The 19,146-nt window shown below is 68.6% G+C and carries 16 protein-coding genes; 8 read left to right on the forward strand and 8 right to left on the reverse strand.

Annotated elements, in window-relative coordinates; translation table 11 throughout:
- Positions 1–46 precede the first annotated feature (46 nt).
- Positions 47–505 (forward strand): large-conductance mechanosensitive channel protein MscL, encoded by a 459-nt coding sequence (gene mscL, locus ACYQ8K_RS07870; protein ID WP_459967923.1) that lies wholly within the window; start codon positions 47–49, stop codon positions 503–505.
- 44 nt (positions 506–549) lie between these two features.
- Here mscL and ACYQ8K_RS07875 read toward each other — a convergent pair whose 3' ends face one another.
- The 5 genes from ACYQ8K_RS07875 to rpmF all read right to left on the reverse strand — a co-directional run bounded on the left by ACYQ8K_RS07875 (position 550) and on the right by rpmF (position 5,264).
- On the reverse strand, positions 550–1,047 hold the full coding sequence (locus ACYQ8K_RS07875) for a MogA/MoaB family molybdenum cofactor biosynthesis protein (RefSeq protein WP_044487196.1): 498 nt from the start codon (positions 1,045–1,047) through the stop codon (positions 550–552).
- A gap of 59 nt (positions 1,048–1,106) precedes the next feature.
- Positions 1,107–2,630, reverse strand: a complete 1,524-nt coding sequence (locus ACYQ8K_RS07880) for a S1C family serine protease (RefSeq protein ID WP_459967924.1) — start codon at positions 2,628–2,630, stop codon at positions 1,107–1,109.
- A gap of 72 nt (positions 2,631–2,702) precedes the next feature.
- Positions 2,703–4,271, reverse strand: a complete 1,569-nt coding sequence (locus ACYQ8K_RS07885) for a HAMP domain-containing sensor histidine kinase (RefSeq protein WP_459967925.1) — start codon at positions 4,269–4,271, stop codon at positions 2,703–2,705.
- Between the two features lie 16 nt (positions 4,272–4,287).
- Entirely contained in the window at positions 4,288–4,977 is a 690-nt protein-coding gene (gene mprA, locus ACYQ8K_RS07890) for a two-component system response regulator MprA (protein WP_459967926.1), read from the reverse strand.
- A 113-nt stretch (positions 4,978–5,090) separates the two neighbouring features.
- Positions 5,091–5,264, reverse strand: a complete 174-nt coding sequence (gene rpmF, locus ACYQ8K_RS07895) for a 50S ribosomal protein L32 (protein WP_003872812.1) — start codon at positions 5,262–5,264, stop codon at positions 5,091–5,093.
- A gap of 264 nt (positions 5,265–5,528) precedes the next feature.
- On the opposite strand from rpmF, the gene ACYQ8K_RS07900 reads away from it, so the two are divergent.
- The 7 genes from ACYQ8K_RS07900 (at position 5,529) to ACYQ8K_RS07930 (ending at position 14,787) form a co-directional block, all read left to right on the forward strand.
- Positions 5,529–7,259, forward strand: coding sequence for an acyclic terpene utilization AtuA family protein (locus tag ACYQ8K_RS07900; protein WP_459967927.1), 1,731 nt, complete (start codon positions 5,529–5,531; stop codon positions 7,257–7,259).
- Positions 7,256–8,404, forward strand: a complete 1,149-nt coding sequence (locus tag ACYQ8K_RS07905; RefSeq protein ID WP_459967928.1) for an acyl-CoA dehydrogenase family protein — start codon at positions 7,256–7,258, stop codon at positions 8,402–8,404. Before ACYQ8K_RS07900 ends, ACYQ8K_RS07905 begins: the two co-directional genes overlap by 4 nt.
- 76 nt (positions 8,405–8,480) lie before the next feature.
- Positions 8,481–10,070 (forward strand): acyl-CoA carboxylase subunit beta, encoded by a 1,590-nt coding sequence (locus tag ACYQ8K_RS07910; RefSeq protein ID WP_459968016.1) that lies wholly within the window; start codon positions 8,481–8,483, stop codon positions 10,068–10,070.
- Positions 10,071–10,075: 5 nt separating this feature from the next.
- Entirely contained in the window at positions 10,076–12,055 is a 1,980-nt protein-coding gene (locus ACYQ8K_RS07915; protein WP_459967929.1) for an acetyl/propionyl/methylcrotonyl-CoA carboxylase subunit alpha, read from the forward strand.
- Positions 12,052–13,218 (forward strand): acyl-CoA dehydrogenase family protein, encoded by a 1,167-nt coding sequence (locus ACYQ8K_RS07920; RefSeq protein WP_459967930.1) that lies wholly within the window; start codon positions 12,052–12,054, stop codon positions 13,216–13,218. Before ACYQ8K_RS07915 ends, ACYQ8K_RS07920 begins: the two co-directional genes overlap by 4 nt.
- Positions 13,218–14,051 carry an enoyl-CoA hydratase family protein gene (locus tag ACYQ8K_RS07925; RefSeq protein ID WP_459967931.1) on the forward strand — a complete coding sequence of 278 codons (834 nt, stop codon included), beginning with the start codon at positions 13,218–13,220 and terminating at the stop codon, positions 14,049–14,051. The genes ACYQ8K_RS07920 and ACYQ8K_RS07925 overlap by 1 nt, the downstream gene beginning before the upstream one ends.
- A gap of 133 nt (positions 14,052–14,184) precedes the next feature.
- Positions 14,185–14,787: a DUF1707 SHOCT-like domain-containing protein gene (locus ACYQ8K_RS07930; protein ID WP_459967932.1), complete on the forward strand. Its 603-nt coding sequence runs from the start codon at positions 14,185–14,187 to the stop codon at positions 14,785–14,787.
- A 9-nt stretch (positions 14,788–14,796) separates the two neighbouring features.
- On the opposite strand, the gene ACYQ8K_RS07935 is transcribed toward ACYQ8K_RS07930, so the two are convergent.
- From ACYQ8K_RS07935 to ACYQ8K_RS07945, 3 genes are all read right to left on the reverse strand, one after another.
- A complete protein-coding gene (locus ACYQ8K_RS07935; RefSeq protein WP_459967933.1) occupies positions 14,797–15,645 on the reverse strand; it encodes an aldo/keto reductase in 849 nt (282 codons plus the stop codon).
- 74 nt (positions 15,646–15,719) lie between these two features.
- Positions 15,720–17,753 (reverse strand): vWA domain-containing protein, encoded by a 2,034-nt coding sequence (locus tag ACYQ8K_RS07940; protein WP_459967934.1) that lies wholly within the window; start codon positions 17,751–17,753, stop codon positions 15,720–15,722.
- Positions 17,746–19,140, reverse strand: coding sequence for a sigma 54-interacting transcriptional regulator (locus ACYQ8K_RS07945; protein WP_459967935.1), 1,395 nt, complete (start codon positions 19,138–19,140; stop codon positions 17,746–17,748). The genes ACYQ8K_RS07940 and ACYQ8K_RS07945 overlap by 8 nt, the downstream gene beginning before the upstream one ends.
- Between the last annotated feature and the right edge of the window lie 6 nt (positions 19,141–19,146).

The raw sequence follows: 19,146 nt of genomic DNA on the forward strand, positions 1-19,146 counted from the left end.
GCGAGTCGACAGCAAACTCTGTCCAGTCCCAGAAAGGCCATCCCCAATGCTCAAAGGGTTCAAGGAGTTTCTCTCGCGGGGCAACATCATCGACCTGTCCACCGCGGTGGTCATCGGTACCGCGTTCACCGCCCTGGTCACGCAGTTCACCGACAACATCATCAAACCGTTGATCAACCGCATCGGCGTCAATCAGCAGTCCAATTTCGGCATCCTGCGCATCGGCATCGGTGGCGGTCAAGCGATCGATCTCAACAACGTCCTGTCGGCCGCCATCAACTTCGTGATCATCGCCGCGGTGGTCTACTTCCTGGTCGTGCTGCCGTACACCACACTGCGCAAGCGCGGTGAAGTCGAGCCGGCCGATGACGCGCAGGTGGTCCTGCTCAAGGAGATCCGCGACCTGCTCGCCCAGACCAACGGCGATTCGTCGGGCAAGCACGGCAGCGTGGGCACCACGCCGCCGCCGGAGTACGGACCCCGCGCGGAAGCCGAGTCGAAATAACCCGCGCTGACGTCGCCAGCCGGGACCACGCCTAGCCGCGGCGGTTAAATCTCCAGGCTCGACAACTGCCCGATGATCTGGGCCGCCAACGGATTCAGCGTCGCCATTCCGTCGCGCACGGCGTAACGGGAGCCCGCCAGGTTGACCACCAGCGTGCTGCCGGACACCCCGGCCAGACCGCGTGACAATCCGGCGTCGATGATCCCCGCCGACAGGCCCGACCCGCGGATAGCCTCTGCGATACCGAGGATTTCGCGATCCAGGATCTCCCGCGTGGCCTCCGGGGTGACGTCGCGCGGGGTGACGCCCGTGCCGCCGACCGAGACGACCAGGTCCACCCCGCCGATCACCGCGGTGTTCAGCGCGTTACGGATCTCGATCTCGTCAGCGGCGACCGCGACCACACCGTCGACCACGAATCCCGCCTCGGTCAGCAGCTCGGTCACCAGCGGACCGCTGTGGTCCTCGTCGCCGTGCGCGGTGCGATCGTCGACCACCACAACCAACGCCCGGCCAACTACCAACTCCGCACCCGTTTCCATGGGAGCAACCGTATATCCGAGCTCAGACAATCCCGTCGCCGAGGGTTCGTCGACTTTCACTACTGATCCGCCTTCCCGAGGGTGACCGGCAACGTCCGGCTGCCGCCACCAGCGGGATCCTGGAACGTCAGCGAGATCTTGTCGCCGGGCGCCTTGGACCGCACGGCGGCGACCAGCGCGTCGGCGCTGTTGATCGGGCGGTCGTCGACCTTGGTGACGACCACGTTCTTGGGGACACCGGCGGATGCGGCCGCGCCACCCGCGACGACGTCGACGACCTTGGCGCCCGGGGTGCCCTTGTCGTTGGTCACCTGCACGCCGAGCGAGGCGTGCGACGCCTTGCCGGTGGCGATCAGCTCGTCGGCGATGCGCTTGGCCTGGTCGACCGGGATCGCGAAGCCCAGGCCGATGGAACCGCTCTGGGCGTCCGGCGAGTCGGCCCCCAGCGTGGCGATGGCCGAGTTGACGCCCACCAGCTGGCCGTTCATGTTGACCAGCGCGCCACCGGAGTTACCGGGGTTGATCGCGGCGTCGGTCTGAATCGCGTCCAGCACGGTGTTCTGGTTGCCCGACTCACCGGTGGTGGACACCGGCCGGTTCAGCGCGCTGACGATGCCGGTGGTCACAGTGCCCGACAGACCCAACGGCGACCCGATCGCGACGACTGGCTGGCCGACGCGAAGGTCCGACGAGGAGCCCAGCGAGATGGGCGTGAGCCCGGATATGCCCTGCACCCGAATCACGGCGATATCGCTGGTGGGGTCCGCGCCGACCACCGTGAACGGTGCGGTGCGACCGTCAGAGAAGGTCACCGTGGTCTTGGGCGTCGGGGAGCCGGCCCCCCCGCCGCTGGGACCACCCGGGATGCCCGGAGGCACGGGGGCCCCGGGCGGAGTGCCCGTAGGGCCGCCGGGCCCCTTGGGCGGCCCCGCCGCGGCGGCGATGACATGGTTGTTCGTCAGGATGAGCCCGTCGGTGGACAGGACGATGCCGGAGCCCTCCTCGGACTGACGCCCGACGTCGGTCTCGAGCATCACGACGCTGGGCACCACCTTGGAGGCGACCCCCTCGACGCTGCCGGGCGGCATGTTCGCGGCCGGGACGCTGGGCGCCGCCCCGATGACCCGCCCGCCGCCGTTCCCGGTCGTGTGCGTGCCGAGCTCGACGGCCGTCGCCGCGGCACCGCCGATACCGGCCGACACCACCGCGATGGCTAACGCACCGACGACCAACAGACCTGTGCGAGAACGCTTTTGGGGTTCAGGCGGGGTGGGCATCCCGGGCAGCATGCCGGGAATGGGACCCGCGCCGGTGCCGCCGGGGATCGCGCCCGCGCCGGTCCCCCCGGGGATCCGACCCGGCCCGGTGTTGCTGAAGGGCTCGTAGGGCGGACGGAACTGGGTCGTCGGCGACGACGAGGGCTGCGACCGATAGCGCCAGTCATATTGCTGGTGGTACGGCTGCTGCTGTCCCGGGGCGTAGCCGGAGGACCCCGCGTGGCTCGGGACGTGCGCAGGCTGATTCGGCGCGGGAGGGTATCCCGGCTGCTGCGGCGGTGGCGAATACCTCGGGTCATTCGTCATGTCGCTAAGTCGCTCTTCCTCTATCTCAGTGTTTCGGCAAGTCGACGGCTGGGTTCAACAGTAGCCGCAGACCTACCTTGCCCGCGCGGACTGAGAGTCCACTGAGATAACGTTCGCCGATTCCCGAGAGTTCGCCTCGTCGTCGGTCACCGCTTGGGTAGGGCCGGTCGCGGCGTCTGCCTGGCCGGTTGCCGCGTCGTCGCCGGCCGTGGCATACGTCGAGGCGGGGAGCGGCCGGCCGGGCAGCAGCACATAGAAGGACGTGCCCGGGGGCTGGCCGCCGGGCACGGTGTCCTCGACGCGCAGCAGTCCCCCGTGATTGAGGACGACCTTTTTGACGATGGCAAGCCCGAGTCCGGAACCCGGCATGGCGCGTGCCGTGGTCGAGCGGTAGAACCGCTCGAACACCAGGCGGCGCTCCTGGGGCGGGATGCCGGGGCCGTGGTCGGCGATCACCAGCTCCGCGTGCGACGGGTCGAGCTGGCGCATCGTGACACCGACATGCCCGCCGGGTGGGCTCCACTTGGCGGCGTTGTCGAGCAGGTTCAGGACCGCGCGTGACAACCCAGCGGCGTCGCCGTACATCTGCCAGGGCGTCACGTCGACGTCGAAGTGAATGTCGTTGCGCCGCCGCCTGACTCGCTCCAGGCTGCGATCGACGACCTCGGACATGTCGACGGACTCGTGCACCACCTGTCCGGCGTCATCGCGGGTGAGGTCCACCAAATCGCCGACCAGCGTTGACAATTCCTCGATCTGCGCGATGACGTCGGTGCGCAGGTCGACCATCTCCTGCTCGGGCAGACGGGGCGCCCCCGGCTCCATCGCGGCCATCAGCAGCTCGACGTTGGTCCGCAGCGACGTCAGCGGCGTGCGCAGTTCATGCCCGGCATCGGTGACCAGCCGTGCCTGCCGTTCCCGGGACTCGGCGAGCGCGCGCAGCATCAGGTTGAACGACTCGGTGAGCCTTGCCAATTCGTCGCTACCGAACACCGGAATGGGTCTCAGGTCATCGGTGCGCGCCACCCGCTCGGCCGCTTCGGTCAGCCGTGCCACCGGGCGCAACCCGGCTCGAGTGACCATGCCGCCCGCCACCGCGGCGACCGCCACACCCACACCGCCGACGATCAGCAGCACCCAGCGCAGCCGGTTCATCACCGCCTCGGTGGGCTTGAGACTCTTGGAGATCAGCAACGAGGTGCCGTTCTGCAGGTGCACGGCGAGGATTCGCTGATCACCGGCGGTGCGCCGCGACATGAACAGATCGCCGTGGATGACCGCTTTTTCCGGCGAACCGACCGGCAGGGTCTGACCCGGCTGCTGGGCGGTGTAGATCGCGTGGCCCGGGTTCACCAGCATCGCGTTGACGTCGGAATAGGCGGTGCCCTCGATGGCTTTCCCCGGGTCGGCGGCCAGTGAACCGCTGGCGATCAGCAGTTGCGCCCGGCTTTGCAGCTGGTTGTCGATGTCGCTGTACAGCGCGGCGGAGATCACGGCGTACACGGCGAAGGCCATCAGCACCACGACCATCGCCACCATCGACATGGCCAGCAGCATCACCCGCCACCGCAACGACAGGGATGGCGTTGCGCGCAACGGTGGGCGCATCGGTGGACGTTGAGGCCGGGGGAACCGGATCATCGCGGGACCCGCATCGTCACGGGGGGGTCTCCCGAAGGACGTAACCCACACCGCGCACGGTGTGGATCAGCCGCGACTCCCCATCGGCTTCGGTCTTGCGCCGCAGATAGCCCACGTAGACCTCCAGCGCGTTGCCCGAGGTGGGGAAGTCGAATCCCCAGACCTCCTCGAGGATGCGGCTGCGGGTGAGCACCCGGCGCGGATTGGCGATCAGCATTTCCAGCAGCGCGAATTCGGTACGGGTCAGGCTGATCCGGCGCTGACCGCGGGTGACCTCGCGGGTGACCGGGTCCAGCGTCAGGTCGGAGAACGTCATCGCCACCGAATCGGCGTCTTCGTCCTCCGGCTTGGTGCGGCGCAGCAGCGCGCGCATCCGGGCCAACAGCTCTTCCAGCGCGAACGGCTTCGGCAGGTAGTCGTCGGCGCCGGCGTCCAGTCCGGCGACCCGCTCCGACACCGAATCGCGCGCGGTGAGCACCAGGATGGGCAGGTCGTCACCGGTGCTGCGGAGCTGACGGCACACCTCGAGCCCGTCCAGGCGCGGCATCATCACGTCCAGGACGAGGGCATCGGGCCGCTCGTTCGCGATCAGTTCCAGGGCCTCGACCCCGTCATGGGCCAGCTCAACGGAGTAGCCATTGAAGGACAACGACCTACGCAGCGACTCGCGCACCGCGCGATCATCGTCGACGACCAGTATTCGCACGGCCCCTAGTTTCGTCCCACCGCCTGAGACTGACCTGAGAGGCGCGCCGCAGTCGGGCTAGCGGCGGTCGCAAGGGCGGCGAAGCCGGGCGCAGCGGGCCGCCGCCATCAGGGCTAGCGGCGGTCGAGGTCGATCAGACCGAGGCGGGCCGCCTTGAGCAGCCGCCGGGGCACCTTGTGCCGCTGACCTGCGACCGTCACGCCGACGAGTTCGGTCTTCTCGGCCTTCCACTGCGCGCGCCGGCTACGGGTGTTCGCGCGCGACATTCTGCGCTTGGGTACGGCCATGGTCGGGCCTAACTCCTCAATGTGGGACTTGCAGTTCGGCATGTCGCACGGCGTGGCCGGTGGGCCGAACGGGCGACGATCGGATATCAGGATAGTCGCTGGTCCGCCTGTGGCCAAAATGGACGCCCGCGTGCCGATCGGGTGCCCGCGGGCGCGCCGCGGGGAGCCTGTTCCGAAGTGGGATCCTTGACGTGACACCGACGGTACCCGCTAACCTACCGGTTGGTTGGTCCGAACCGGTGAATCTCCGAATGGAGGACAGGCATGGCCTCTGCTTCCGGCGCTTCCGGCGCCTCGGGCAGTTCCGGCGCCGTCCGGATCGCGAACTGCTCGGGGTTCTACGGCGACCGGCTGTCGGCCATGCGCGAGATGCTCACCGGCGGTGACGTCGACTACCTCACCGGCGACTACCTGGCCGAACTCACCATGCTGATCCTGGGCCGGGACCGGATGAAACACCCCGAGCGCGGCTACGCGAAGACCTTTCTGACCCAGCTCGAGGACTGCCTGGGCGAGGCACGCGACCGCGGGGTCCGCATCGTCGCCAACGCCGGCGGCCTCAACCCGGCCGGGCTGGCCGACGCGATACGCGCGCTGGCCGAGCGGCTGGGCATCGACGCGCGGATCGCCCACGTGGAGGGCGACGACTTGTTGTCGCGTGCCGCCGAACTCGGCCTGGGCAGGCCGCTGACCGCGAACGCGTACTTGGGCGCCTGGGGGATCGTCGACTGCCTCGACGACGGCGCCGACGTGGTCGTCACCGGCCGCGTCACCGACGCCTCGGTGATTGTCGGGGCGGCCGCCGCGCACTTCGGGTGGGAACGCACCGACTACGACCGGCTCGCCGGAGCCGTGGTCGCCGGCCACGTCATCGAGTGCGGGGTGCAGGCGACCGGCGGCAACTACTCGTTCTTCACCGAGGTCGCCGATCTCACCCACGCCGGTTTCCCCCTGGCCGAGGTCTGCGCCGACGGATCTTCGGTGATCACCAAACACCCGGGCACCGGCGGGCTGGTCAGCGTCGACACCGTCACCGCACAACTGCTCTACGAGATCACCGGGGCGCGCTACGCCAACCCCGACGTGACCGCCCGGATGGACAGCGTCGAGCTGTCATCCGACGGGCCCGACCGGGTGCGCATCAGCGGAGTGCGCGGGGAGGCCCCGCCACCCACCTACAAGGTGTCGATGAACAGCATCGGCGGATTCCGCAACTCGATGACCTTCGTGTTGACCGGCCTGGACATCGAGGCCAAGGCCGACCTGGTGCGCCGGCAACTCCACGCCGCGCTCACCGTCAAGCCCGCCGAGCTGCAGTGGTCGCTGGCCCGCACCGATCACCCCGACGCCGACACCGAAGAGGCCGCCAGCGCCCTGCTGCATTGCGTCGTGCGCGACCCCGACCCCGCCAACGTCGGACGCCAATTCTCCTCGGCCGCAGTTGAATTGGCGTTGGCCAGCTATCCAGGATTCCACGTCACCGCACCCCCGGCTGACGGCCAGGTCTACGGCGTGTTCACCCCGGGCTACGTCGCCGCCGATCAGGTACGGCACGTTGCGGTACACACCGACGGCACCCGCGTCGACATCCCCTGCGCCACAGACACTTTGGAGCTCTCCCCCGCCGCTGAGCCACCGCTTCCCGACCCCCTGCCGGACGGGCCGACCCGCCGCGTGCCGCTGGGCCGCATCGCCGGCGCGCGCAGCGGCGACAAGGGCGGCTCGGCGAACGTCGGGGTCTGGGTGCGCACCGACGAGCAATGGCGATGGCTGGCCAACACGTTGACCGTCGAGCTGCTCGAGGAGCTGCTGCCCGAGGCGGCGGACTTCGACGTGACCCGCCACCTGCTGCCGAACCTGCGAGCGGTCAACTTCGTGATCGACGACATCCTCGGCCAGGGTGTCGCCTACCAGGCTCGCTTCGATCCTCAGGCCAAGGGGCTGGGCGAATGGCTCCGCGGCCGCTACCTCGACATCCCGGAGAGTCTGCTGTGAATCTTTGGACCACGCCCGAGCGCGAACAGTTGCGAAAGACGGTGCGCTCCTTCGCAGAACGCGAGATCCTGCCCCACGTCGACGAGTGGGAGCGGACCGGCGACCTGCCCCGCGAATTGCACCGCAGCGCGGGGGTCGCCGGACTGCTGGGAGCGGGCTTCCCCGAATCGGTCGGCGGCGGTGGCGGCGACGGCGCGGACGCGGTGATCATCTGCGAGGAGATGCATCAGGCCGGAGCGCCGGGCGGCGTGTTCGCGTCGCTGTTCACCTGCGGCATCGCGGTGCCGCACATGATCGCCTCGGGCGATCAGCGGCTGATCGAGGAGTTCGTCCGCCCGACGCTGGCCGGGGAGTTGATCGGTTCGCTGGCCATCACCGAACCCGGCGGCGGTTCCGACGTCGGGCATCTGCGGACCTCCGCGGTGCGCGACGGCGACCACTACGTCGTCAACGGCGCCAAGACCTACATCACCTCCGGGGTCCGCGCCGACTACGTCGTCACCGCGGTGCGCACCGGAGGTCCTGGCGCGGGCGGGGTTTCGCTGCTGGTGGTCGAGAAGGGCACGCCGGGATTCGAGGTGACCCGCAAGCTGGACAAGATGGGCTGGCGTTCCTCGGACACCGCCGAGCTGTCTTATACCGACGTCCGCGTGCCGGTGGACAACCTGGTCGGCGCCGAGAACAGCGGCTTCGCCCAGATCGCGCAGGCCTTCGTCTCGGAACGGATCGGTCTTGCCGCACAGGCCTATTCGAGCGCGCAGCGGTGCCTGGACCTGACGGTGCAGTGGTGTCGCGACCGCGAAACGTTCGGCCGCCCGCTGATATCTCGGCAGTCGGTGCAGAACACGTTGGCCGAGATGGCCCGTCGCATCGACGTCGCCCGCGTCTACTCGCGCAGCGTGGTGGAGCGGCAGCTCGCCGGCGAGACGAACCTGATTCCGCAGGTGTGTTTCGCCAAGAACACCGCCGTCGAGGCCGGCGAATGGGTGGCCAACCAAGCCGTCCAGCTGTTCGGCGGGATGGGTTACATGGCCGAATCCGAGGTCGAACGCCAGTACCGGGATATGAGGATCCTGGGCATCGGCGGCGGGACCACCGAAATCCTCACCGCACTGTCCGCCAAACTGCTGGGATTCCAATCATGATCTCACCGCCTCCTCGCCCCCTCGCCGCTGCGCGGCTGGGGGTGCCCCCACTGCATCGTCGGCGGTGGTCATGACCGTGCTGCAGTCCACCCTCGACGCCGAGGCCCCCGACTTCACCGACGCGGCGTCGGCGGCGCTCACCAAACTCGAGGAAATCAACGTCGAGCTGGCCAATGCACTGGCCGGCGGCGGGACCAAATACGTTGAGCGCCATCATGACCGCGGCAAGCTGACCGCGCGCGAACGCATCGAACTGCTCGTCGACCAGGACTCGCCGTTCCTGGAGCTCAGTCCGCTGGCCGCGTGGGGCAGCGCGTTCAAGGTCGGCGCCAGCACGGTCACCGGCATCGGCGTGGTCGAAGGCGTCGAATGCATGATCGTCGCCAACGACCCGACGGTCAAAGGCGGCACCAGCAACCCGTGGACCCTGAAGAAGATCCTGCGGGCCAACCAGATCGCCTTCGAGAACCGGCTACCGGTCATCTCCCTGGTGGAGTCCGGCGGTGCGGACCTGCCCACGCAGAAGGAGATCTTCATTCCGGGCGGGCGGATGTTCCGCGACCTGACCCGGCTGTCGGCCGCCGGGATTCCCACCATCGCTTTGGTGTTCGGTAACTCCACCGCGGGCGGCGCCTACGTGCCGGGCATGTCGGACCACGTGGTGATGATCAAGGAACGTTCCAAGGTATTCCTCGCGGGTCCCCCACTGGTGAAGATGGCCACCGGTGAGGAATCCGACGACGAATCGCTCGGCGGCGCCGAAATGCACGCCCGGGTCTCGGGTTTGGCCGATTACTTCGCCGTCGACGAACTCGACGCGATCCGGATCGGGCGCCGCGTCGTCGCCCGGCTGAACTGGGTCAAGCAGGGCCCCAAGCCCAGACCGGTCACCCCGCCGCTGTTCGACACCGACGAGCTCATCGGCATCGTGCCCGCGGATCTGCGCATTCCCTTCGATCCGCGCGAAGTGATCGCCCGCATCGTCGACGGCTCCGAATTCGACGAATTCAAGCCGCTGTACGGGTCCTCGTTGGTGACGGGGTGGGCCCGGTTACACGGCTATCCGATCGGCATCCTGGCCAACGCGCGCGGCGTGCTGTTCAGCGAGGAGTCCCAGAAGGCCACCCAGTTCATTCAGCTGGCCAACCGCTCCAACACGCCACTGTTGTTCTTGCACAACACTACCGGCTACATGGTGGGCAAAGACTACGAAGAGGGCGGGATGATCAAGCACGGCTCGATGATGATCAACGCCGTCTCCAATTCGACCGTCCCGCACATCTCACTGCTGATCGGCGCGTCCTACGGCGCCGGCCACTACGGCATGTGCGGCCGCGCCTACGACCCGCGGTTCCTCTTCGCCTGGCCAACCTCCAAGTCCGCGGTGATGGGCGGCGCCCAGCTGTCGGGCGTGCTGTCGATCGTCGCCCGCGCGGCCGCCGAGGCGCGCGGCCAGCAGGTCGACGAGGAGGCCGACGCGGCGATGCGGGCCGCGGTCGAGGGCCAGATCGAAGCCGAGTCGCTGCCACTGGTGTTGTCCGGGATGCTCTACGACGACGGGGTGATCGACCCGCGCGATACCCGCACCGTATTGGGAATCTGCCTGTCCGCCATCGCCAATGGCCCGATCAAGGGGACGTCGAACTTCGGCGTCTTCCGGATGTGAGCCCGATGATCACTCGAGTTCTGGTCGCCAACCGGGGCGAGATCGCCCGGCGGGTGTTCGCCAGCTGCCGCCGGCTCGGCCTGGGCACCGTCGCCGTCTACACCGACCCCGACTCCGGCGCGCCGCACGTCGGCGAGGCCGACGCCCGGGTGCGGCTCGACAAGACCAACGACTACCTCAACGCCGCGGCCATCATCGCGGCCGCCCGGGCCGCGGGCGCCGACGCGATCCACCCCGGCTACGGGTTCCTCTCGGAGAACGCCGAATTCGCGGCCGCCGTCCAAGACGCCGGCCTGACATGGGTCGGCCCGCCGGTGGACGCTGTGCGCGCGATGGGCTCCAAGATCGAGTCCAAGAAGCTGATGGCCGCGGCCGGGGTGCCGGTGCTCGACGAGCTCGACCCCGACACCGTCACCGAGGCGCAGCTGCCGGTGCTGGTCAAGGCCTCCGCCGGCGGCGGTGGCCGCGGCATGCGGGTGGTCCGCGAATTATCCGCTCTGGCAGGCGAAGTCGCCGCAGCGAGCCGCGAGGCGCAGTCCGCATTCGGCGACCCGACCGTGTTCTGCGAGCGCTACCTGCCGACCGGGCACCACATCGAGGTTCAGGTCATGGCCGACACCCACGGCACGGTATGGGCGGTCGGCGAACGCGAATGCTCGATTCAGCGCCGCCACCAGAAGATCATCGAAGAGGCGCCCTCGCCGCTGGTGGAGCGCACGCCCGGCATGCGCGCCAAGCTGTTCGACGCGGCCCGGCTGGCCGCCGAAGCCATCGGGTACACCGGCGCCGGGACGGTGGAGTTCCTGGCCGACGACGACGGCGAGTTCTACTTCCTGGAGATGAACACCCGGCTGCAGGTCGAACACCCGGTCACCGAGGAGACCACCGGGCTCGACCTGGTCGAACTGCAGCTCGCCGTCGCCGACGGCGGGCGTCTCGACGCGCAACCGCCCGCCGCCCAAGGACATTCGATCGAGGCCCGGCTCTACGCCGAGGACCCCGCCAAGAACTGGCAGCCGCAGGCCGGCCTGGTGCACGCGTTCGACGTGCCGTCGGTCCGCGCCGAGTTCAGCTCGCTGAGACACCGGACCGGCATCCGGCTGGATTCGGGCCTCGTCGACCGGTTCACCGTCTCGATCCACTACGACCCGATGCTGGCCAAGGTCATCTCCTACGCGCCGACGCGCCGCCAGGCGGCGCTGGTCCTCGCCGACGCGCTGGCCCGCGCCCGCGTGCACGGGGTGCGCACCAACCGCGATCTGCTGGTGAACGTGCTACGGCATCCGGCGTTCCTCGACGGCGCCACCGACACCGCGTTCTTCGATACCCACGACCTCGCGCGGCTGGCGGCGCCGCTTGCCGACGCCGCGGTGGTCCGCCTGTCCGCCATCGCGGCCGCGCTCGCCGACGCCGCGCACAACCGCGCCGTCGCCCCGGTGTTGGGCGCCGTGCCCAGCGGCTGGCGCAACCTGTCGTCGGGCCCTCAGGTCAGGGACTTCCGCGACGAGCAGGATAACGAGCATCGCGTTCAATACCGGTTCACCAGAACCGGTTTGGCGCTCCCCGACGACCCGTCGGTGCAGCTGGTGTCGGCCACCGCCACCAACGTCGTGCTGCGGGCCGACGGCGTCGACCACGGCTTCTCGGTGCGCCGCTACGATTCCGACGTCTATGTCGATTCCGCACGCGGGCCCGTGCGCCTGATCGCGCTGCCGCGCTTCCCCGAGCCCGGCTCGACCGTCGAAAAGGGCTCGCTGGTGGCGCCCATGCCCGGCAGTGTGATCCGGCTCGGCGCCGCGATCGGCGACACCGTCACCGCCGGCCAGCCGCTGATCTGGCTGGAAGCCATGAAGATGGAACACACCATCGCCGCCCCGGTCGACGGGGTGCTCGCCGAACTCAACGTCAAGACCGGTCAGCAAGTCGAAGTCGGCGCCGTGCTGGCGCGAGTGGAAGCGCCGCAATCAGAAGGGGATCAAGCATGACCGACACCAGCTTCATCGAGAGCGAGGAGCGTCAGGCCCTCCGCAAATCGGTGGCGGCGTGGGCAGCCAACTACGGCAGCGAGTACTACCTGCGCAAGGCCCGCGCTCACGAGCACACCGACGAATTATGGTCGGAGGCGGGAAAACTCGGCTTCCTCGGGGTTAACCTACCCGAGGAGTACGGCGGTGGCGGCGCCGGAATGTACGAGCTGTCGCTGGTCATGGAAGAGATGGCGGCCGCGGGTAGCGCGCTGCTGCTGATGGTGGTCTCGCCCGCCATCAACGGCACCATCATCAGCAAGTTCGGCACCGAGGAGCAGAAGAAGCGCTGGATCCCGGGCATCGCCGACGGCACGCTGACGATGGCGTTCGCCATCACCGAGCCCGACGCCGGCTCCAACTCGCACAAGATCACCACGACCGCCCGCCGCGACGGCAGCGACTGGATCCTCAAGGGCCAGAAGGTCTACATCTCCGGCATCGACCAGGCGCAGGCGGTACTCGTGGTGGCCCGCACCGAAGAGGCCAAGACCGGCAAGCTACGCCCCGCGCTGTTCGTGGTGCCCACCGATGCGCCCGGATTCACCTACACGCCAATCGAAATGGAACTGATCAGCCCCGAGCGCCAGTTCCAGGTCTTCCTCGACGACGTGCGGCTTCCCGCCGACGCGCTGGTGGGCGCCGAAGACGCCGCCATCGCGCAGCTTTTCGCCGGCCTCAACCCCGAACGCATCATGGGCGCGGCGAGTTCCGTCGGGATGGGACGGTTCGCCCTCAACAAGGCCGCCGACTACGTCAAGACCCGCCAGGTGTGGGGCACACCGATCGGCGCGCACCAGGGATTGTCACATCCGTTGGCGCAGTGCCACATCGAGGTCGAACTGGCCAAGCTGATGCTGCAGAAGGCCGCCACCCTCTACGACTCCGGCAACGACATGGGCGCGGCCGAGGCCGCGAACATGGCGAAATACGCTGCGGCCGAGGCGGCCACGCGGTCGGTGGACCAGGCGGTGCAGTCGATGGGCGGCAACGGCCTGACCAAGGAGTACGGCGTGGCCGCGATGTTGACCTCGGCCCGGCTGGGCCGCATCGCACCGGTCAGCCGCGAGATGGTGCTGAACTTCGTCGCACAGACCTCGCTGGGCCTGCCGCGAAGCTACTGATGGACGCGCTCGTCGAATACGCCGGGCCCGCCGACACGGGCGGCCCGTACGCGCGGCTGACGCTGAACTCACCGCACAACCGCAACGCCCTGTCCACCAGGCTGGTCAACCAGCTGCATCAGGGCCTGCGCGACGCCTCGGCCGATCCGGCCGTGCGGGTGGTGGTGGTGGGCCACACCGGCGGCACCTTCTGTGCCGGAGCGGATCTGAGCGAGGCCGGCGGGGGCGACCCTAGTGGCGATCGCGAGGGCGGCGTAGCCGGGCGAAGCGGGTCGCCACCGTCGGCGTTCGACATGGCCGTCGAGCGGGCCCGGGAGATGGCCGCCTTGATGCGGGCCATCGTCTCCTCGCCGCTGCCGGTGATCGCCGCGGTCAACGGGCACGTCCGTGCAGGCGGATTCGGTCTGGTGGGTGCCTGCGATATCGCGATCGCCGGCCCGCGCAGCACCTTCGCCCTGACCGAGGCCCGGATCGGCGTCGCCCCGGCGATCATCTCGTTGACGCTGCTGCCGAAACTGTCGGCGCGGGCCGCGGCGCGCTACTACCTGTCCGGCGAGACGTTCGACGCCGGCCGGGCGGCCGAGATCGGACTGATCACCGAGGCCGCCGAGGACGTCGACGCCGCGGTCGCCGCACTGGTCTCCGACATCGGCCGCGGCTCGCCGCAGGGCCTCGCGGCCTCTAAGGCACTCACCACGGCCGCGGTGCTGGACGGGTTCGACCGCGACGCCGAACGGCTCGCCGAGGAATCGGCCCGGCTGTTCGTGTCCGACGAAGCGCGCGAAGGCATGCTGGCGTTCCTGGAGAAGCGGCCGCCCAACTGGACGAGTTAGCCAGCCGAGAAGTTAGCCAGATGTCAAACAAAGGGCCCGACCGGACGGCCGGCGGTGCTGCGCGGGCAGGCGCAAGGTTGCAGTTTAGCCAATCCTCTTGCAGCAAAACCTGGACGTCGTAGGCTCGTGGGTGATGAGCAACTCAACGCAACGAGATGCGGAGGACACGCGCGGCGAGCCGTCGCGTGCGGCTGACACCGATCGCATTCAAATTGCGCAATTGCTTGCGTACGCGGCCGAGCAGGGCCGCCTGCAGCTCAATGACTACGAAGACCGCCTGACCAGGGCTTATGCGGCGACGACGTACGAGGAACTGGATCAGCTGCGGGCCGATCTGCCGGGGACGCCGATCAGCCCCCGCCGGGGCGGCAAGCCCAATCCCGCGCCGTCGACGCTCCTGCTGGCATTGATGAGCGGCTTCGAGCGCCGCGGTCGGTGGAACGTCCCGAAGAAGCTCACCACCTTCACCCTGTGGGGCAGCGGGGTGGTCGATCTGCGCTACGCCGACTTCACCTCGACCGAGGTCGACATTCATGCGATGTCGATTATGGGTGTGCAGAACATTTTGCTGCCACCCGAGGTCAACGTCGAGGTGCACGGCCGTGGCGTGATGGGCAACTTCGACCGCGCCGTCCACGGCAAGGGCACGCCCGGGGCGCCGACCGTCCACATTCGCGGCTTCTCGCTGTGGGGCGGGGTCGGCATCATCCGTAAGGCCCGCCGGCCGCGCGGTTAGCAGCAGCGGTCAGTCGGGCACGTAATCGAACGTGTCGGGGTTGGGCCCGTTGCGTCCCGACTCCCCCTTGTTCAGCCCCGCGATCGCGTCCATGTCCGAGTCGTCCAGCTCGAAGTCGAACAGCTCGAAGTTTTCTTTCACCCGCTCCGGCGTCACCGATTTCGGGAAGACGATGTCACCCCGCTGAATGTGCCAGCGCAGCACCACCTGCGCCGCCGACTTGCCGTGGGCCGCGGCGACGCGGTTGATCACCGGATCGTCGAGCACCCTGCCCTGCGCGATGGGCGCCCACGCCTCGGTGGCGATGCCGTGCTCGCGTCCGTAGGCCCGTACTTCGTCGTTGCCGAAATAGGGATGCACCTCGACCTGATTGACCGACGGGACCGTGTTGGTCTCGTTGGCGAGTCGATCCAGATGTGCGACTTGGAAATTCGACACACCGATGCTGCGGGCGCGTCCGTCGCGCGCGAACTCCTCGAACACCCGCCACGTCGAAACGAAGTCACCGTCGTACAGGGTGGGCAGCGGCCAGTGGATGAGAAACAGATCGACGTAGTCGGAATTCAGCTTCTTCAGCGTCTCGTCGAAGGCGCGGCGTGCATCGTCAGGCTTGTGAAATCCGTTGTTGAGCTTGCTGGTGACGAAGACATCGCCGCGGTCGAGGCCCGCATCGCGTATGCCCTGCGCGACTTCCTTCTCGTTGCCGTACATTTCGGCAGTGTCGATGTGGCGGTAGCCGATCTCGAGCGCCGTCTTCACCGCCGCCGCGGTCTGGTCGGGCTTGATCTGGAACACCCCGAATCCCAGCTGCGGAATGCTGACTCCGTCATTGAGTTTGATCGTTGGAACCTGGCTCATGCCTCTCCTCCTTCTGAGTCCCTGTACCCAGTCCACAGCACGCCTACCCCCGGACCGGGGCGCCAGGCCGGCGGTTAGCGGCGGCGAGACCGCAGGTAGTCGCCGACCACGGCCGCTCCCAGTCCGTCAAGATCGGGCACCACGACCCGTCCCTCGACGCGCCGGGCGACCTGGTCGATGAACCGGGCCAGGCCCGGGTCGCTGCCCAGCCGGAAGATGGTGATCTGGGCGCCCAGGCGCGCCATCTCGTCGAAGCCGCGCACCGTGTGGGCGATGGTCCGCGGATGCGGCGGATAATCGAAGAACACGGTGGTGCCGTCGCCGTCGAAGTCCTCCAGGTGCGCGGTCGGCTCCCCGTCGGTCACCACCAGCACCACGGGCTGCGCGTTGGGATGCCGGCGCAGATGGCGCCCGGCCAGCGCCAGCGCGTGGTGCAGGTTCGTGCCCTGCTCGTAGACGCCCTCGAGCCCGGTGAGCTCGGCGGCGGTCACCGTGCGGGCGTATCGGCCAAAAGCGATGATCTGCAAGGCATCCGAGCGAAAACGCGTGCACACCAGGTGGTTCAGCGCCAGCGCCGTCTGCTTCATCGGCAGCCAGCGATTCTCCATCACCATGGAGAACGAGGTATCGACCAGCAGCGCGACCGCGGCCTGCGTACGTGTCTCGGTCTCGGAGACCTCGACGTCGTCGACGGTGATCTTCAACCGCTCGTCCGGGCCGTCCAGGGTGGCGGTGCCCGCCTGCCGCAGAACGGCATTGGTCAACGTGCGGGAGATGTTCCACGGCTCGGTGTCGCCGAACTGCCAGGGCCGGGTGGCGCCGGTGAGCTCGCCGGCCGCGCCCGCGCGCCGATGGTCGCGCTCGCCGCGGCGACCGGAAAGTTGTTGTGCCACATCGCGTAACGCCGTCTCCCCGAGCCGGCGCATGGCCTTCGGCGACAGCCGCCACTGGCCGTCGGAGCCGCGGTCCAGGAAGCCCTGATTGACCAGCGCGCGTTCCAGTTCGGCCAGGGTGCGGGCGTCGACGGCGGCCTCGTCACCGAGCTGGCGCGCCAGCGCGTCCAGGTCGACGTCGTCCATCGTGGCGCCCGGATAGCTCTGCGAGAGCTGCTCGGCCAGTTGCTCCAGCTCGGCGATGTCGGACAGCGCCTGGGTGCCCTCCCCCATCCCGAACGGGTTGTCACCGGAGAACTGCTCGGAGCCCATCCAGTCTTCGCCGGGCCGGGCGGCCTGCAGGTTCGCGTCGAGGCGGCTCAAGGCGTTCATCAACGACGGCGACCCAAATGCTTGCTGCGCCAAGGCATCCAGCTCCGCCCGCTGGTCGGGGCTAAGGCTGTTGCGGAAGCGTTGCGCGGCGGCGGCCCGCTTGGCCAGCGAGTCCATCAGCTCGTCGATGTTGCGCGGGTTCTCCGGGAAGAACTCGCCGTGCTTGTCCATGAAGTCTTCGAAGTCCGCACTCGTGTCTTGGCCGCGATTGTGCTTGTCCAGCAGGTCGTTGAGGTCGTCCAGCATGTCGTTGACGCGCTGGCGATCCTCGTCGGTGGCGCCCTGGAGCGCTTCCTTCATGCCGGCGAAGCGCTGGTCGAGCATCTCGCGGCCGAGCAGATCCTTGATCTGGTCGTACTTTTGGCGCGCCTCGCCGCTGCGCCAGTTGTAGTCGGAGAGCTCCTGGACGGCCTTGGCCGGCGACGACGGCAACGCGTCCAGTTGCAGTTCGCCGAACCGGGCGTCGTCGTCGAGCGCGCGGGCCAGCTCCTTGCGTTCGGCCAGCACGGCCTCGTCGAGCAGCTTCTTGATCTCCTGCAGGGTTCCGTCTAAGTTGTTGCGCCGCAACAAGTCCCGGCGTCGCCGGTTGGCCTCGGCGGCCAGCCGGTCGGCACCGGGCATGTTCTTGGTGCCGCGACGCAGCAGCTCGGACAGCGCGCGGCGCGGGGACGTGCCGGCCATGACGTCCTGGCCGATCTGTTCGAGCGCCTCGCGCAGATCCACCGGCGGGGCCAGCGGGTCGGGCCCGCCGGTGTACGCCGAGTAGCGCGAGGAATGCCCTCGTGACGATCGCGAGCGCGGCGTAGCCGGTCGCTGCGGGTCGTCACCATCAGACCTAGCCATAGACGGTTTGGCCCTCCCCTGAAACCTTGTCGATGCGCTTGGCCAGGTACAGGGCCTCGAGCGCCAGCTCCAGCGCCGCGGCGCGTTCGCCTTCCGACTGCGCGCCGAGCTTGGCCGCAATCTTGTCCACCACCGGCAGGTTGGGGACCGCGGCCAGCACGTCCTTGGCCGACACCCGCTCGCCCGTCGTCACCGCCGAACCGCCCTCGACCGCGCTCACCAGCGAACCGACGTCGATGCCGCCCAGCACCCGCGACGCGGTGTCCGCCGTCGCCCGGCGCAACAGGTGTTCGAGCACGGCCTGCTCGCGACCCTCCTCGCCGGACTCGAATTCCAGCTTGCCGCGCAGAACGTCGATCACCGTGCCCAGGTCGACCACCCGTGCCACCGGATCGGTCTCGCCCAGCACCGCACCGCGATGCCGCGCGGCAGCGGCGACGGTCTCGGCGGCGGCAATCGCGAACCGCGCCGACACCCCGGAGCGTTGATCGACGGAGTTGGACTCCCGCAGGTAGCGGGCGAACCGTGCGATCACCTGCATCAGGTAGTCGGGAACCAGTGCCGACAGGTGCGCTTCCTGCGCGATCACGCCGACTTCGGCGTCCAGCTCCAGCGGGTAGTGGGTGCGGATCTCCGCGCCGAAGCGGTCTTTGAGCGGGGTGATGATGCGGCCCCGGTTGGTGTAGTCCTCGGGGTTGGCGCTGGCGACCACCAACACGTCCAGCGGCAGGCGCAGCGTGTAGCCGCGGACCTGAATGTCGCGTTCCTCCATCACGTTGAGCATCGATACCTGGATGCGCTCGGCAAGGTCGGGCAGTTCGTTGACCGCGACGATCCCGCGGTGCGCGCGCGGGATCAGGCCGTAGGCGATGGTCTCCGGGTCCCCCAGGCTGCGGCCCTCGGCGACCTTGATCGGGTCGATGTCGCCGACCAGGTCGGCGACGCTGGTGTCGGGCGTGGCGAGCTTTTCGGTGTAGCGCTCGCTGCGGTGCTTCCATTCGATCGGCAGGTCGTCGCCCAGGGTGGCGGCCTTGCGGATGGACTCCGGCGTAATCGGCGAGAAGGGGTGCTCACCCAGTTCGGCCCCGGCGATCACCGGCGTCCACTCGTCGAGCAATCCGGTCAACGCGCGCAGCAGCCGGGTCTTGCCCTGGCCGCGTTCACCCAGCAGAACGAAGTCGTGGCCCGCGATCAGCGCCCGCTCCAGCTGGGGCAAGACCGTGTCGTCGAATCCCAGAATGCCCGGCCAGATGGCTTCACCATCTCCGCCTTCGGCGAGGCGCGCGAGCAGATTTTCGCGTAGTTCCTGCTTGACTCCCCGTTCACGATGACCGGCGGCACGCAGTTCGCCGACTGTGCGGGGCAGGTTGCTCGGTGACGTCACCACTCCACG

It is taken from the genome of Mycobacterium sp. MUNTM1, assembly GCF_054660795.1.

What these genes read in the sequence shown, in the direction of transcription:
- ACYQ8K_RS07900 (WP_459967927.1), top strand. Translation starts at nt 5,529, where the DNA reads ATGGCCTCTGCTTCCGGCGCTTCCGGCGCCTCGGGCAGTTCCGGCGCC.
- ACYQ8K_RS07930 (WP_459967932.1), top strand. Translation starts at nt 14,185, where the DNA reads ATGAGCAACTCAACGCAACGAGATGCGGAGGACACGCGCGGCGAGCCG.
- ACYQ8K_RS07920 (WP_459967930.1), top strand. Translation starts at nt 12,052, where the DNA reads ATGACCGACACCAGCTTCATCGAGAGCGAGGAGCGTCAGGCCCTCCGC.
- ACYQ8K_RS07915 (WP_459967929.1), top strand. Translation starts at nt 10,076, where the DNA reads ATGATCACTCGAGTTCTGGTCGCCAACCGGGGCGAGATCGCCCGGCGG.
- ACYQ8K_RS07885 (WP_459967925.1), bottom strand. Translation starts at nt 4,271, where the DNA reads ATGATCCGGTTCCCCCGGCCTCAACGTCCACCGATGCGCCCACCGTTG.
- ACYQ8K_RS07940 (WP_459967934.1), bottom strand. Translation starts at nt 17,753, where the DNA reads ATGGCTAGGTCTGATGGTGACGACCCGCAGCGACCGGCTACGCCGCGC.
- ACYQ8K_RS07925 (WP_459967931.1), top strand. Translation starts at nt 13,218, where the DNA reads ATGGACGCGCTCGTCGAATACGCCGGGCCCGCCGACACGGGCGGCCCG.
- ACYQ8K_RS07935 (WP_459967933.1), bottom strand. Translation starts at nt 15,645, where the DNA reads ATGAGCCAGGTTCCAACGATCAAACTCAATGACGGAGTCAGCATTCCG.
- mscL (WP_459967923.1), top strand. Translation starts at nt 47, where the DNA reads ATGCTCAAAGGGTTCAAGGAGTTTCTCTCGCGGGGCAACATCATCGAC.
- ACYQ8K_RS07880 (WP_459967924.1), bottom strand. Translation starts at nt 2,630, where the DNA reads ATGACGAATGACCCGAGGTATTCGCCACCGCCGCAGCAGCCGGGATAC.
- rpmF (WP_003872812.1), bottom strand. Translation starts at nt 5,264, where the DNA reads ATGGCCGTACCCAAGCGCAGAATGTCGCGCGCGAACACCCGTAGCCGG.
- ACYQ8K_RS07875 (WP_044487196.1), bottom strand. Translation starts at nt 1,047, where the DNA reads ATGGAAACGGGTGCGGAGTTGGTAGTTGGCCGGGCGTTGGTTGTGGTG.